The sequence below is a fragment of the Aurantibacter sp. genome, assembly GCF_039941195.1.
In the GTDB taxonomy this organism is placed as follows: domain Bacteria; phylum Bacteroidota; class Bacteroidia; order Flavobacteriales; family Flavobacteriaceae; genus Aurantibacter_A.
The window spans coordinates 24,835-39,707 of sequence record NZ_JBDVFA010000098.1 but is presented as its reverse complement, the minus strand read 5'-3'; the positions used below and the strand labels follow the sequence as shown (position 1 = coordinate 39,707).

Below are 14,873 nucleotides of genomic sequence, written 5' to 3'. Positions count from 1 at the left end.
ATTTTTTGGTGGTTATAGGTGTTAAATTCATATAATTTCGTCTCTCATTTTACTAATACTATTGTTTTTTGCTGATTTTTTTGAGAATATATAAAATCAAAAAATCTTAATTGTATTAACAACCTAACTAACTTAAATCAATTAAAAATGAAAAAATCAAATTCTGCCTGCTATGGAATAAGCTCGTTCCAAAGGCCGAAGCAGAAAAAGTGGGTTGCATTATTTGCAATAATTACTTTTTTAGCTCAAATTAATGCATGGGCGTTTTCTGAGAAGAATTCTAACTTGTTTACAGAAACAATTGTGCAGCAGCAAATTTCTGGAACAGTGTTGGACGATACTGGTGTTCCGTTACCAGGTGTAAACGTAATTGTACAGGGTACAACAAGAGGTACTCAAACAGATTTCGATGGTAATTACGCTATTAATGCTGATACCGGCGATGTACTTATGTTTTCTTATATAGGTATGAAATCTCAATCAATAACCGTGGCAAATGAAACAACTATTAACATTGATATGGTTGTTGATGCTGCGAGTTTGGAAGAAGTTGTAGTAATTGGTTATGGTACTCAAAAGGAAGCTTTATTAACTGGTTCGGTTGGTATTATAAAAAGCGACGAAGTTAAAAAAGTAACTTATGCAAATAGTGCTGGTGTTTTACAAGGTCGTGTGCCAGGTGTAAAAGTAGAAGCAAATGGTGGTGCTCCAGGTGCCGGTGTTAACGTAGTAATAAGAGGTACTGGTTCTTTCGGAAATGATCAGCCATTATATGTAGTTGATGGTAACATTGTAGAATCAATGTCTTTTATAAATCCCAACGATATTGAATCAATTAGTGTGTTAAAAGATGCTTCATCAGCAGCTATTTATGGTAGCCGTGCTTCAAATGGGGTGGTTTTGATAACCACAAAAAAAGGTACTATTGGTGATGTTAAAATTAATTTTGAAACAAAAATTGGATATCAATCACCAACTAAATATTTAGATTTATTGAATGCTCGGGAATATGCAGATTGGCATAATATGGCAAGAGATAATGATGGTGATGCACGAGCAATACCAAACGATACAGGTTTTGATCCAAGTATAGATACAGATTGGCAAGATTTATCACTTAACCCAGCCATGTATAAGGAGTACAATTTAAATGTATCAGGAGGTTCTGAAAATGCACGTTTTTATGTTTCCGGTCAAGTGTTGGATCAAGATGGTGTAGTAGTAGATTCAGATTTTAAGAGGTATAATGTTACGGCAAATACAAGTTTTAAAAAAGGTATTTTTTCATTATCTCAAAGTCTATTACTATCTAGATCGGAGCAAAATGAGAACAACTTTTTTAATAGAGAAGGTGCTGTACCACCCACGATTCCTGTCTATGATGAGAATAATGAAGGTGGATTTGCTGGTTTAGATCCAAATTTACATGGTCTTGCTAGAGGTATTAACTGGTATGGTAGAGCCATTTTACATGATAATTTAATTACTACAGATAGACTTGTTGGATCTGTTCAACCACAACTTCAATTAACAAAGAATCTTAAGTATAAAATGAATTTGGGTATCGATTATTCCTTAACTCATAATTATGCTTTTCAGCCTACTTTCTTTCAAAGTACATCGCAAGAAGCATCGGAAACAATTGCGAGATTAACCGAAAACTATATTCGTTCGTTGAGTTCTTTAATGGAAAATACCATAGAATACAGTAATACTTTTGGTAAGCATGGAGTAACCCTTTTAGGAGGCTATACTACACAGTCCGTTACAGCTAGATCTGCCGGAGGTATAGGGACAAATTTCATCTTCAATGAATTTCGTGTGTTAGATGCTGCTGATGATAATACAGACAATACAACTGGAAATTTACAAGAATATGCGCTAACTTCTTATTTAGGTCGTCTTGATTATGATTATGACGGAAAATATATTGTAAGCGCAACTATTCGTCGCGATGGTTCTTCACGATTTAAGGAAGATAATAGATGGGGTGTTTTTCCTTCGGGTTCATTAGGATGGAGAATTAGTAAAGAAAATTTCTTTCCGCAAGATGGCTTCGTAAGTAATTTGAAACTTAGAGGTAGCTATGGTTTGTTAGGTTCTCAAAATGTTGGCAATTACGTAACTTCAAGTGCATTAAATACTAGTAATTTTTATAATCTAGGAGGTACAGTTTATGGTGGTTCTATTGTTACACAATTAGCAAACCCTGATTTAAAATGGGAAACTACAACGATACAGAATTATGGTTTCGATGCTGAGTTTTTAGATGGTAAGGTTAGTTTCTCTGCGGAATATTTTAGTAAAAGGTCTGAAGACATTCTTGTTAGTGTTCCTATTCCACTTAGTGGGGGTACAGGAACTTCATTGCCGAGTAATGCTGCTACAATCGATAACAAAGGTTTCGAATTTGGAGGGACTTACCGACACTTTTCAGTGGAGGATGGTGTGAATTTTGATGTAACATTAAATTTTAATACTCTGGATAATGAAGTAATTGCCTTAGGTGATGGAGTAAATGCAATTACAGGTGGTGGATACACCCAAGGTGGATATCAAGCAACAAGAACAGATGTTGGTGAGCCGGTTGCTAGTTTTTATGGGCTATTGACTGAAGGGGTTTATCAAACACAAGCTGAAATTGATGCCGATGGTAGAGCAAATGCTGTATTAGGTGATATGAACTTTGTCGATTTAGACGGTAACGGTGTAATTAATGATGATGATCAAACTTATTTAGGGAGTGCAATTCCCGATTTTGAATATAGTCTTGCACTTAATATGGACTATAAGAATTTTGATTTGTCATTATTTATACAAGGAGTTCAAGGAAATGAATTATGGAATGGTAAAAGGTACCATTATGTATTAGATGGTACTAGAGGTATAAAATCTACAGAAGCTTTAAATGCTTGGACGCCTACAAATACCAATACAACTGTACCACGAGCTACTATTAGAGATTTGGCACTAAATAAAAGACCTTCTGATTATTTAGTTGAAGATGGTTCGTATTTAAGACTTAAAACATTTCAGCTAGGGTATACTTTGCCTTCAGATTTTACGGAACAGTTTTTCGTTTCTAATTTAAGATTTTATGTTACAGGTCAAAACTTGCTGACTTTTACAGACTATAAAGGTTACGATCCAGAATTGGGTAGACCTTTGGATGGTGATGGAAGTTTGTTTGACGGAGGTGTTGATAGACGTGCTTATCCTAATAACAAAAACATCCTATTTGGAGTTCAGGTTGGTTTTTAGAAAATTAAAAAAAATATAAAATGAAAAATAATATAAAAATATATCTGGCATTGGTGATTGTAGGTCTGTTTTCCTTCAATAGTTGCTCCAATGAATTAGATATTACAAATCCGAATAGTCCAACTCCCGAGAGTTTTTGGCAAAATGAAGAACATGCAGAAGGTGGCTTAACAGCTGTTTATGCACCACTACCAACTATTCCATTATTTGGTAGAATATTAACAGGAATACATCTTATTCATAGATCAGATATTGCTAATCCATTTCCACAGTCAAATGTGAATGATGCAGGCGCATTATCTATACGACCTGAAAACCCTAGAAATAGAGAGATTTATACTGAGTTTTATAATATGGTTTCAAGAGCTAACCAAGTTATAAATAGAGTGCCAGAAATTGAAATGGATGAGGCAAGAAAAAGTGAAATATTAGGCGAGGCTCATTTCTTGAGAGGATTAGCTTATTTCTATATCGTAAACTTATGGGCTACTTCTCCATTAAGTCTGGAGGAAGCTAGTGGTTTAGATGATTTATTCTTACCAAATTCAACAATCGAAGCAACCTATGCCTCAGTCATTAGCGATTTTACTATAGCACAGGCTAATTTGCCACAGGATGGTCAACCGCCAAAAGGGGAAGTAGGCAGAGCTACTTGGGGTGCGGCAACTGCTTTTTTAGGTAGAAGTTATTTATATACGCATGACTATACTAATGCTGCTATTGAGCTTAAGAAAGTAATAGATTCTGGTTTTTATGAGCTTAATGAAAACTATAATGACAATTTCACCGAAGAATTAAAGAACACGAAAGAATCGTTATTTGAAATTCAATATGATGGTAATGAAACAGGTGCTTGGGGTGGTGCAGGTGGTAATGTGTATAGAGCACAAGCTTGGGAAGCAGATGTTGCACCTCGTAACTATAGTAGTCAGCAAAGTTTTAGCGTAAACCAATGGGTATTGGATTTGTTCTTAAATGAACAAACAGTTGATGCTGAAGAAGACCCAAGAGCAAAGGCAACTTTACTATGGAATTATCCTGGTGCTATGATTTACCAAGATGTTTTTACAGAGACAATGCTTGGCGATGATTTGAATAGAGTGTGGAATCGAAAATATTTAAACTTCAGAAGAGAAAATGCATTAACACCAGGTTCATGGCAGGGTGCAACGAACAACTGGAAAATTTTCAGATATGCAGATGTGCTTTTAATGTATGCTGAGGCGGAAAATGAAGTTAATGGTGGTTCTCAAAATGCTTTAGATGCTCTTAAAGAAGTTAGAGATAGAGTAAACATGCCTGTTATTAGTGGGCTTAACCAAGCCGACCTTAGAGAAGCTATTAGAGATGAAAGAGTAAAAGAATTAGCTATTGAAGGCAATAGAATGTTTGATTTAAATAGATGGGGAATTGCTGCTGACAGATTCGAGCAAAATCCAGAATTTAGATCCAATAGTCTAGGAACCTTTATTAGAGGAAGACATGAATATTTACCAATCCCGGCACAAGATGTAGAAGCAAATCCCAACCTAAACCAAAATCCGGGATGGTAATATTTTATTAGTTTATTGAATTAGTTTTGAGTTGAAGATAGTCCTCAGTTAGCGCTGGGGATTATCTTGTTTTTTCAACTATTAAAATTGAGTTATTTGTTTTAAGAAATTTTAGAATTGTCTTACATTGTAGGAATTAATTTTACGCTATACAGATTAGTGTTAATTCTCATTTTATAAAATATTCATAGCTCATTATTCTGTTAAGAATCTTATGAAGTACATGCTAAAAAAAGTCAAAATAGTGGTTCTTTTTCTTTCTAGCCTTGCCATAAGTTGTGTGAATAAAAATGAAGAAAAAGAATTAAAATCACAAGGTTTTGAAGTTGTCAATTCAAACCAATCTGGCATTGATTTTAGTAATACGATTAAAATTACCGATACATTAAATTATAACACTTTTCCATATATCTACATGGGTGGCGGTGTTGCTATGGGTGATATAAATAATGATGGCCTAACCGATGTTTATTTAACTGGTAATATGGCTTCAAATAAACTTTATCTTAATAATGGTAAAATGAAATTTGAGGATATTAGTGTAAATAATCCTGTGGCTGGTGACTCCAGATGGTATACTGGCGTGACCATGGTAGATATAAATGCAGATGGTTGGTTAGATATTTATTTAAGCGTTTCTGGTTTAGGAAATAAAACAGAAAACCAGCTACTTATTAATAATGGCGATTTAACCTTTACAGAAATGGCTGATGATTATGGTATTGGGGATGCTAGCAATTCTATTCAAGCTACTTTTTTTGACTATGATAATGACGATGACTTAGATTTATATGTAGCAAATTATCCGATAATACCATTGACTATGCCCAATGAATATTATTATAATAAAATGCAAAGAAGAAATTATGAAGAATCAGGGCATTTGTACCGAAATAATGGAGATGGAAAGTTTGAAGATGTAACTGAAGAATCTAACTTGTTGAATTTTGGTCTTTCCCTTGGAGTTGTTGCTTCAGATTTTAATAATGATGGATGGCAAGATTTATATGTTTCTAATGATTTTAACGTGCCGGATTATTTCTATATAAACAATGGTGATGGTACTTTTTCGGAAAAGCTAAAACAAACTACACGTCAAACCTCTATGTTTGGAATGGGTGTAGATGCAGCAGATTTTAACAATGATGGTTTTATGGATTTGGTTCAAGTCGATATGACACCAAATGATCATTTTCGTTCAAAAACGAATATGGCGAGTATGAACCCTGCATCTTTTTATTCCATGGTTGATTTAGGCTTTCATTATCAGTACATGCAGAATAGCCTACAAGTAAATAATGGTGTTGATGAAGATGGATTGCCAATTCTAAGTAATGTAGCTAGGCTCACGGGTATCGCTACAACAGATTGGAGTTGGGCTCCACTTTTTGCTGATTTTGATAATGATGGTTTAAAAGATATCATCATTACTAATGGCATGCGATTAGATGTAAATAATAATGACTTACAGAATAGTGATAAGCAAACTAAATTGGTGGCTGATAAAATAGACATGCAAAAAGCACCGTCCACACCTATTGAGAATTATATATTTCAGAATAAAGGGAACTATAAATTTGAAGACGTGTCTAAAGAATGGCAAGGAAATGTAAAAGGTTTTTCCAATGGAGTTGCTTATGGTGATCTTGATAATGATGGTGATTTAGATATGGTTCTAAATAATATTGATGCTCAAGCTACTTTATTAGAGAACAAAAATGATGCTGCTAATTTTTTAAGATTTACGTTAAAAGGATCTAAGCAAAACCCTATGGGTTTAGGGGCTAAATTAAAAATTGTAACTCAAGGAGTAACACAATGGATGGAACAAAGCCCAACTAGAGGTTTTCAATCTAGTGTTGAGCCAATCCTACATTTTGGTTTGGGCCAATCGGAAACTGTTGATGAAGTTGAAGTTTTCTGGCCAAATAATAAAAAACAATTACTTACTAATATAAAGGCGAATCAGATATTGAATATCGATTACGACAATGCCTTTTTAAACAAGAAGGATAATAGTATCAATCAAAAACATTTTACCAATATAACCAAAGAGTCGAAAATAATTTTTAAACACCAAGAAGATTATTACGATGATTTTTTAGTTGAACCATTATTGCCACACCAGAATTCTCAATTAGGACCAGCTTTAGCTGTTGGCGATGTAAATAATGATGGTCTTGATGATTTTTTTATTGGTAATGCTAAGAACAAAAAAGGCGCATTATTTACTCAAGATGATAAAGGAAAATTTACTGAGATAAATGGCCCATGGGTTAATGATTATGGCTTTGAAGATGTTGGTGCAGTTTTTTCAGATTTTGATAATGATGGTGATCAAGATTTATATGTTGTAAGTGGTGGTAATAATGTAGCACTGAACAAAGAAGAATACCAAGATCGAATTTATATTAATACTGCGAATGGATTTGTTAAATCGGTAAGTGCTTTGCCTAAAATTAATTCAAGTGGTCTTAAGGTCTTGCCATTAGATTTCGACGGTGATGGAGACCTCGATATTTTTGTGGGTGGGAGAATTGTTCCAGGTTATTACCTACAACCTCCGGTTAGTTATTTGTTAGAAAATAAAGGTGGGAAAGATGGGGCCTTAAAATTTGAAAATGTAATTGAAAAAGTTGCTCCAGAACTACGAAATTTAGGAATGATTACTGATGCTTTATGGTTCGACTATAATAATGATGGGAGAAATGATCTTATTGTTAGTGGCGAGTGGATGCCAATTACTTTTTTTAAAAATGAAGGTAATCAGTTGAAGAATGTAACGGAGGAATTAAATTTTCAGAATACTGTTGGTTGGTGGAATACTATTGAAACAGCAGATCTAGATAATGATGGTGATCTCGATATTTTTGCAGGAAACCTAGGATTGAATAGTAAGTATAAAAGTTCAGAGAAGTCACCTTTTGAGATTTATGTGAATGATTTCGACGAAAATAATAGGCAAGACATTGTATTAAGTGTTACCAAAAAAGGAGTTAAACTTCCTGTGAGAGGTAGAGAATGTTCTTCCCAACAAATACCTATGATAAAAAAGAATTTTGAGACCTATGCTTCTTTTGCATCTGCCAAACTAGATGATATTTATGGTGAAAAAATGTTGGAGAATTCAATGCATAAAACTATAAATACCTTTGCACATCAATGGTTTGAAAATAAAGGAAATGGGGAATTTCAAACTCATGAACTCCCTATTGAAGCACAAATTTCGTCTATAAACGACATCGCCGTTTTCGATTATAACCAGGACGGTTTTCAAGATCTATTAATTGCTGGGAACCTATATGATGCGGAAGTCGAAACACCGAGGTCTGATGCCGGAATTGGACTAGTACTTAAAAATAATAAAGACAAAAGTTTTACTTCAATTCCTATGACTGAGAGTGGACTTTTAATGGATAAGGAAGTTAAAAGTATAGTGCCAATTATAAGAGAACGAACAGAGAAAAAAGGGTTTCTGTTTGCTGTAAATAATGACAGTATTCAATTTGTTGAATTTAAATAATAACTGTCTAATAGTTGAGTAGGGTAGACAATGTTAATGGTAAAATGTAAATAAAGAATAATAAAATACAAAATATAGCAAAAAAAGTATCAAATGCTGCAACTAAAATAGTGGTTAGCCCTAGTTTGAAATATTACGTTTGCTTTAAAACTAAATTCATGACAAAACCAATTACAATAACAGAAGTAGTAATAGAAGATGTGCGTTTTCCGACCAGCAAATCTTTGGATGGCTCAGATGCTATGAACCCCGATCCAGATTATTCTGCTGCTTATGTTATTCTTAAAACAGATTCAGAAGCAGGCATAGAAGGGCATGGGCTTACATTTACAATTGGAAGAGGAAATGAATTATGTGCAGCAGCAATAAATTCATTAGCTCCATTAATCGTGGGTAAAACGCTTGAAAGTTTTACAACGAATATGGGTGCTTTTTGGAAAATGATTACTGGTGATAGCCAGTTACGTTGGTTGGGCCCCGAAAAAGGTGTAATTCATTTAGCGACTGGGGCGGTGGTGAATGCAGTATGGGATTTATATGCTAAAGCTGAAGGTAAACCTTTATGGAAATTACTGGCAGACATGTCACCTGAAGATCTGGTAAAATGTGTTGATTTCACCTATATAACAGATGCTATTACTCCTGATGAAGCGCTCGAAATGCTTAAGGGAAAAGCAGCTACTAAACAAGATAGAGTTAATCATTTAATAGAAAATGGATATCCTGCTTATACAACTTCTGCAGGTTGGTTAGGATATTCTGATGAGAAAATGAGACGCTTATGTCAAGAAGCAAAAGCTGCTGGTTTTGATCATATGAAAATTAAAGTAGGTTCAGATTTAAAAGATGATATGCGAAGAGCTGCTATCATTCGTGAAGAAATAGGTCCAGATTTAAGACTTATGATGGATGCTAACCAAAAATGGGATGTTGATGAGGCTATCGATAATATGGCTGAACTTAAAAAGTTCAATCCATATTGGATAGAAGAACCAACTAGTCCCGATGATATTTTAGGTCATGCTAAAATAGCAAAGGCAGTTTCCCCAATTAAAGTGGCTACTGGTGAGCATTGTCAAAATAGGGTGATGTTCAAGCAGTTGTTGCAAGCGGAAGCTATTGGAATTTGCCAAATTGATAGTTGTAGAGTAGGTGGTGTAAATGAAATTTTGGCCATTTTATTAATGGCAGCTAAATTTAAAATTCCTGTATGTCCACATGCCGGTGGAGTTGGACTTTGTGAATATGTGCAACATCTCTCTATGATTGATTATATTGCAATAAGCGGTTCACTTGAAAATAGAATTATTGAATTTGTAGATCATTTACATGAACATTTTTATGACCCGGTAGTTATAAAAAATGGAGCATATACGCCACCAGAAATGGCGGGTTATAGTATAACTATGAAGCCAGAATCTATTGCAGAATTTAGGTTTCCTAATGGGAGTTTTTGGAAAGAAGAATTAAACATAATGAATTCAGTTGCAAATGAAATTTAGTTTAGAAAATAAAAGTGCTGTAGTAACAGGTGGAGGTAGTGGTATTGGTCAAGCAATCTGTATAGCACTTGCAGCGCAAGGCGCTATCGTACATATTCTTGAGTTACAGGCTTCTAGTGCGGTAGATACAATAAAGTCTATTGAGAACATTGGTGGTAAAGCCAATGTCTATAGTTGTAATGTTGCCAAGGGTGGCGAGGTAAAAAAAGCCTTTGAGTCTATTATGGTTGAAGGCCCAATAGATATTCTAATAAACAACGCCGGAATAGCACATATTGGCAATTTGGAAAATACTAATGAAGAAGATTTAGATCGTTTATACGAGGTAAATATTAAGGGTGTTTATAATTGTATGCATGCTGGTATTAGTAGTTTAAAAGATAAAGGTGGTGTTATAATAAACATGGCATCAATAGCTTCTTCTGTTGGAATAAATGACCGATTTGCTTATTCTATGACAAAGGGAGCAGTATTAACAATGACCTACTCAGTAGCAAAAGATTATTTGAATTATGGTATTCGCTGTAATTGTATTTCTCCTGGTAGAGTTCACACACCGTTTGTAGATGGCTTTATTAAAAAGAATTATCCTGGAAAAGAAAAAGAGATGTTCGAAAAGCTTTCGAAAACTCAACCTATAGGTCGTATGGGAAAACCAGAGGAGATTGCAAATATGGCCTTATATTTATGTTCCGATGAAGCCTCATTTATCACAGGAACTAATTTTTCAATAGATGGAGGTTTTACAACCCTCAACGGCTCATAGGTTAAAAGGTGATAAAATTAAATTTATAATATATTAAGTAAGATTAAATGAAATTAATAAGATTTGGTAAAGTAGGTGGTGAAAAACCAGGAGTTCAATTAGATAACGGATCACGTATAGATGTTTCAGCATTTGGTCAAGATTTTGATGAAAACTTCTTTGGTGGAGATGGAATAGAGCGGTTAGAGAAATGGTTGCAAAGTAACCTAGATAGTTGCCCTGTAGTTGCTGAAGGCGAAAGATTAGGGTCGCCTTTGGTGAGACCTTCGAAAATAGTATGTGTTGGGTTAAATTATGCTAAACATGCTGCAGAAAGTGGTATGACAATTCCTAAAGAACCCGTATTATTCTTTAAAGCTACTTCTGCAATTGTTGGTCCAAATGATGATGTAATCATTCCAAAGAATAGTGAAAAAACTGACTGGGAAGTGGAACTAGCCATTGTAATCGGTAAAAAAGCATCTTATGTATCAGAAGCAGATGCCTATGACCATATTGCAGGATATGTTTTACATAACGATTATAGCGAGCGTGCTTTTCAAATTGAAAAGGAAGGTCAATGGTGTAAGGGGAAAGGTTGTGATACTTTCGCTCCATTAGGGCCTTTTATAGCTACATCTGATGAAATTAAAGACCCAAACAATTTGGATCTTTGGCTATCATTAAACGGTGAGAAACTTCAAGATAGTAACACCTCTGATTTTATTTTTAATATAGAACAAGTAGTGAGTTATATTAGTCAGTATATGACTTTATTACCAGGTGATATTATTTCAACAGGTACGCCTTCTGGAGTTGGTTTTGGTTTTAGCCCAAATAAATATTTAAAGGCTGGCGATGTTGTAGAATTGGGAATCGAAGGATTAGGTAGTTCAAAACAAGATATTAAAGCTTACCAATAAAATTAGAAAAAAATAAATGGATTTAAAGTTAAAGGATAAGGTCATTGTTGTTACTGGAGGGTCAAAAGGCATTGGTTTCGGTATTTGTGAGGTACTTGCTGCGGAAGGAGCAATTATCTTTATCATAGGCAGAAATCAACCAACTATTATTAAAGCTGCCGAAGACCTAGAAGCATCTGGTGCAACAGTGGCTTTTGCTTTTGCTGAGCTCACGGATCCCAAACAATGTGAAAATGCTATTAAAAGTGCCGTTGAGCGTTTTGGTAAAATAGACGGACTTGTAAATAATGCAGGAGTAAATGATGGGGTTAGTTTAGAAAATGGTAATTATGAAGATTTTATGTCTTCTCTTCAAAAAAACTTAGTTCACTATTATTTAATGGCGCATCATGCCTTACCCGAACTTAAAAAAAGTAAAGGTGCTATCGTAAATATTGGTTCCAAAACGTCAGTTACCGGTCAAGGTGGAACTTCAGGATATGCTGCCGCTAACGGTGGGCGAAATGCTTTAACAAGAGAATGGGCGGTGGAGTTACTTCCATATAGTATTCGTGTAAACGCCGTAATGGTTGCCGAATGTTTTACGCCGCTATATGAAAGATGGATTAAAACTTTTGACGAACCTGAGAAAAAGTTAAAAGGTATAACCGAAAAAATTCCATTAGAAAACAGAATGACGACTGCACGTGAAATAGGAAATTCTGTTGCCTTTTTATTGTCAGAAGCTTCAAGTCACACCACTGGTCAATTAGTTTATGTTGATGGTGGATATACACATTTAGATAGAGCACTTTAAAATTTAAAAATGAAAAACGCTGAAAGAATTCCTATAGTTTCTAAAAAACTATTAGTGCCCTTTGTGTTGATAACTTCATTGTTTGCCCTTTGGGGTTTTGCTAATGATATAACCAATCCAATGGTATCCGCTTTTAAAAAAATACTAGAATTAAATAATACTCAAGCGTCCTGGGTGCAAGCTGCTTTTTATGGTGGTTATTTTACTATGGCTTTGCCAGCTGCTTTTGTTGTGAAAAAGTATTCCTATAAAGTAGGTATTTTAGTAGGTCTTGTTTTGTATGCGGTAGGTGCCCTGTTATTTTACCCAGCAGCAGCAATGGAAAATTACCTATTCTTTTTATTGGCGCTTTATATTCTAACATTTGGCCTAGCTTTTTTAGAAACCACAGCAAACCCTTTTATTTTGTCAATGGGTGCTAAAGAAACTGCTACTCAAAGACTGAATCTTGCTCAAGCTTTTAATCCTTTAGGTGCATTGTCTGGTTTGTTTGTTGCACAAGTTTTTATTTTAGGAGCTCTACAATCAGACGATTTAGATGCAGCTGGAAATAGTGTTTATGATACTTTATCTGAGACAGCTAAAGCGGCAATTAAAACTTCCGATCTTTTGGTTATTCGGAACCCATATGTTGCCTTGGGCCTATTTGTAATTTTCATGTTCATCGTGATTGCTTTTGTGAAAATGCCCGAGGTTAAAAAAGAAGATTTAGAAGAGCCAAATTCTAGTATGTGGGATGCTATACAGAGAATCTTCAAAAAAGAGCGTTTTGTAGGAGGTGTAATCGCTCAATTATTTTACGTAGGCGCGCAAATAATGTGTTGGACTTATATTTATCAGTATGCTGAGAATTTAGGAATTAGTAATCAAGAAGCCGTAAACTATGCTTATGCAGCCCTAGTAATATTTTTAGTAAGTAGATTCTTGTTTACTTATTTAATGAAATTTATTCAATCCGGTAAATTATTAATGCTTTTAGCAATGTTAGCTGTTATCTTCTGTTTGGGTACTATTTTTATTCAAGGTATCGGTGGTTTGTATTCTTTGGTAATGGTTTCATTTTGTATGTCCTTAATGTTTCCAACTATTTACGGAATAGCATTAACCGGTTTAGGAGACGATGCAAAACCTGCATCTGCATTTTTAGTAATGGCCATTGTTGGGGGGGCTTTTATGCCTGTTTTACAAGGTTTAATTATGGATATTGGAGGAAGTGCTTATGATGACGTGAAAATTATGGGCGTACCAGAAGTAAATTTTTCATTTATACTTCCGCTTGTTTGTTTTATGGTTGTTGCCTTTTATGGTTACCGTGCTTACAAAGTCTTTAAAATTGAGTAGCTATACTTTCTAGTTTTAAATATTCATATCAATAAAATATCATCATTAGTTACTAATTGAATTACCATGCCAGAAGGAATAAAAATAAACAACAGCTATCCGTCAGTTACAGATTTACGAAATAAAGCTAAACGTAAGATTCCAAAGTTTGCCTTTGAATATTTAGACGGTGGTTGTAATGAAGATGTAAACTTGCATAAGAACACTTCTGAAATACGAGAAGTAGAATTGTTACCTTATTACTTAAGTAAGCATACTGGTTCTGAACTTAAAACAGAATTATTTGGACATACCTACGACGCCCCATTCGGCATTGCCCCAGTTGGATTACAAGGATTAATGTGGCCAAATGCACCTGAAATATTAGCGAAAGCGGCTTTCAATCATAATATTCCATTTGTGCTAAGTACAGTTTCTACAAGTAGTATTGAACGTATTTCAGAACTTACAGAAGGGCAGGCATGGTTTCAATTATATCATCCTACAGAGAATAGATTACGAGATGATATTATAAAGCGAGCTGCAGCTGCTGAATGTCCAGTATTGGTTATCTTGTGTGATGTACCGACTTTTGGATTTAGACCAAGAGATATTAGAAATGGCTTAGCGATGCCACCTAAAATGTCTGTAAAAAATATTCTTCAAATTTTAGGAAAACCTGAATGGGCGATGAAAACACTTATTCATGGGCAGCCAAATTTTGAAACCCTAAAACCATACATGCCAAAAGGTTTAGATCTTAAACAATTGGGTAAATTTATGGATGCCACCTTTTCCGGAAGATTGAATGAAGAAAAAATTAAGCCAATTCGCGATATGTGGAAAGGTAAATTGGTTTTGAAAGGAGTTGCTAATGAGGCAGATGCAGAAAAAGCATTAAATTTAGGAATTGATGGTGTAATTGTTTCTAACCATGGAGGTAGACAACTCGATGCTGGAGAATCAACCATAAAACCTTTAACTAGAATTGCTGAGAAATATGGGGATAAAATGACCGTAATGATGGATAGTGGTCTAAGATCAGGTCCGGATGTTGCACGTACTTTAGCGAGTGGAGCAAAGTTTACGTTTATGGGAAGATCATTTATGTACGGGGTTGCCGCATTAGGAAATGAAGGCGGAAACCATACTATTTCACTATTAAAAACTGAACTTCAACAAGTAATGGAGCAAATATGTTGCGAAGAAGTTAAAGATTTTCCGCATCATTTGATTAAATAAAATAATAT

At 34.7% G+C, this 14,873-nt stretch carries 9 protein-coding genes; all 9 read left to right on the top strand.

Features of this window, described 5'->3' with window-relative positions:
* Positions 1 to 147 precede the first annotated feature (147 nt).
* The 9 genes from ABJF52_RS16605 to ABJF52_RS16565 all read left to right on the top strand — a co-directional run bounded on the left by ABJF52_RS16605 (position 148) and on the right by ABJF52_RS16565 (position 14,865).
* The gene (locus ABJF52_RS16605; RefSeq protein WP_348152815.1) at positions 148 to 3,261 is read left to right on the top strand and encodes a TonB-dependent receptor; all 3,114 of its coding nucleotides are present in this window, start codon (positions 148 to 150) and stop codon (positions 3,259 to 3,261) included.
* 20 nt (positions 3,262 to 3,281) lie between these two features.
* Positions 3,282 to 4,814, top strand: a complete 1,533-nt coding sequence (locus ABJF52_RS16600) for a RagB/SusD family nutrient uptake outer membrane protein (RefSeq protein ID WP_348152812.1) — start codon at positions 3,282 to 3,284, stop codon at positions 4,812 to 4,814.
* 223 nt (positions 4,815 to 5,037) lie between these two features.
* Positions 5,038 to 8,337: a VCBS repeat-containing protein gene (locus tag ABJF52_RS16595; protein WP_348152809.1), complete on the top strand. Its 3,300-nt coding sequence runs from the start codon at positions 5,038 to 5,040 to the stop codon at positions 8,335 to 8,337.
* A 158-nt stretch (positions 8,338 to 8,495) separates the two neighbouring features.
* Positions 8,496 to 9,839: an L-fuconate dehydratase gene (locus ABJF52_RS16590; protein ID WP_348152807.1), complete on the top strand. Its 1,344-nt coding sequence runs from the start codon at positions 8,496 to 8,498 to the stop codon at positions 9,837 to 9,839.
* Positions 9,829 to 10,605, top strand: coding sequence for an SDR family oxidoreductase (locus ABJF52_RS16585; RefSeq protein WP_348152804.1), 777 nt, complete (start codon positions 9,829 to 9,831; stop codon positions 10,603 to 10,605). Before ABJF52_RS16590 ends, ABJF52_RS16585 begins: the two co-directional genes overlap by 11 nt.
* Before the next feature lie 47 nt (positions 10,606 to 10,652).
* Positions 10,653 to 11,507 carry a fumarylacetoacetate hydrolase family protein gene (locus ABJF52_RS16580; RefSeq protein WP_348152801.1) on the top strand — a complete coding sequence of 285 codons (855 nt, stop codon included), beginning with the start codon at positions 10,653 to 10,655 and terminating at the stop codon, positions 11,505 to 11,507.
* Positions 11,508 to 11,523: 16 nt separating this feature from the next.
* The gene (locus ABJF52_RS16575) at positions 11,524 to 12,303 is read left to right on the top strand and encodes an SDR family oxidoreductase (RefSeq protein WP_348152798.1); all 780 of its coding nucleotides are present in this window, start codon (positions 11,524 to 11,526) and stop codon (positions 12,301 to 12,303) included.
* A 9-nt stretch (positions 12,304 to 12,312) separates the two neighbouring features.
* Positions 12,313 to 13,644 (top strand): L-fucose:H+ symporter permease, encoded by a 1,332-nt coding sequence (gene fucP, locus ABJF52_RS16570; protein WP_348152795.1) that lies wholly within the window; start codon positions 12,313 to 12,315, stop codon positions 13,642 to 13,644.
* A gap of 66 nt (positions 13,645 to 13,710) precedes the next feature.
* Complete coding sequence (locus ABJF52_RS16565; RefSeq protein WP_348152792.1) at positions 13,711 to 14,865, top strand: alpha-hydroxy acid oxidase; 1,155 nt, start codon at positions 13,711 to 13,713, stop codon at positions 14,863 to 14,865.
* Positions 14,866 to 14,873: the final 8 nt, after the last annotated feature.

Coding starts and splice junctions, on each gene's coding strand:
- fucP (WP_348152795.1), top strand. CDS start 12,313: ATGAAAAACGCTGAAAGAATTCCTATAGTTTCTAAAAAACTATTAGTG.
- ABJF52_RS16580 (WP_348152801.1), top strand. CDS start 10,653: ATGAAATTAATAAGATTTGGTAAAGTAGGTGGTGAAAAACCAGGAGTT.
- ABJF52_RS16595 (WP_348152809.1), top strand. CDS start 5,038: ATGCTAAAAAAAGTCAAAATAGTGGTTCTTTTTCTTTCTAGCCTTGCC.
- ABJF52_RS16585 (WP_348152804.1), top strand. CDS start 9,829: ATGAAATTTAGTTTAGAAAATAAAAGTGCTGTAGTAACAGGTGGAGGT.
- ABJF52_RS16590 (WP_348152807.1), top strand. CDS start 8,496: ATGACAAAACCAATTACAATAACAGAAGTAGTAATAGAAGATGTGCGT.
- ABJF52_RS16605 (WP_348152815.1), top strand. CDS start 148: ATGAAAAAATCAAATTCTGCCTGCTATGGAATAAGCTCGTTCCAAAGG.
- ABJF52_RS16565 (WP_348152792.1), top strand. CDS start 13,711: ATGCCAGAAGGAATAAAAATAAACAACAGCTATCCGTCAGTTACAGAT.
- ABJF52_RS16600 (WP_348152812.1), top strand. CDS start 3,282: ATGAAAAATAATATAAAAATATATCTGGCATTGGTGATTGTAGGTCTG.
- ABJF52_RS16575 (WP_348152798.1), top strand. CDS start 11,524: ATGGATTTAAAGTTAAAGGATAAGGTCATTGTTGTTACTGGAGGGTCA.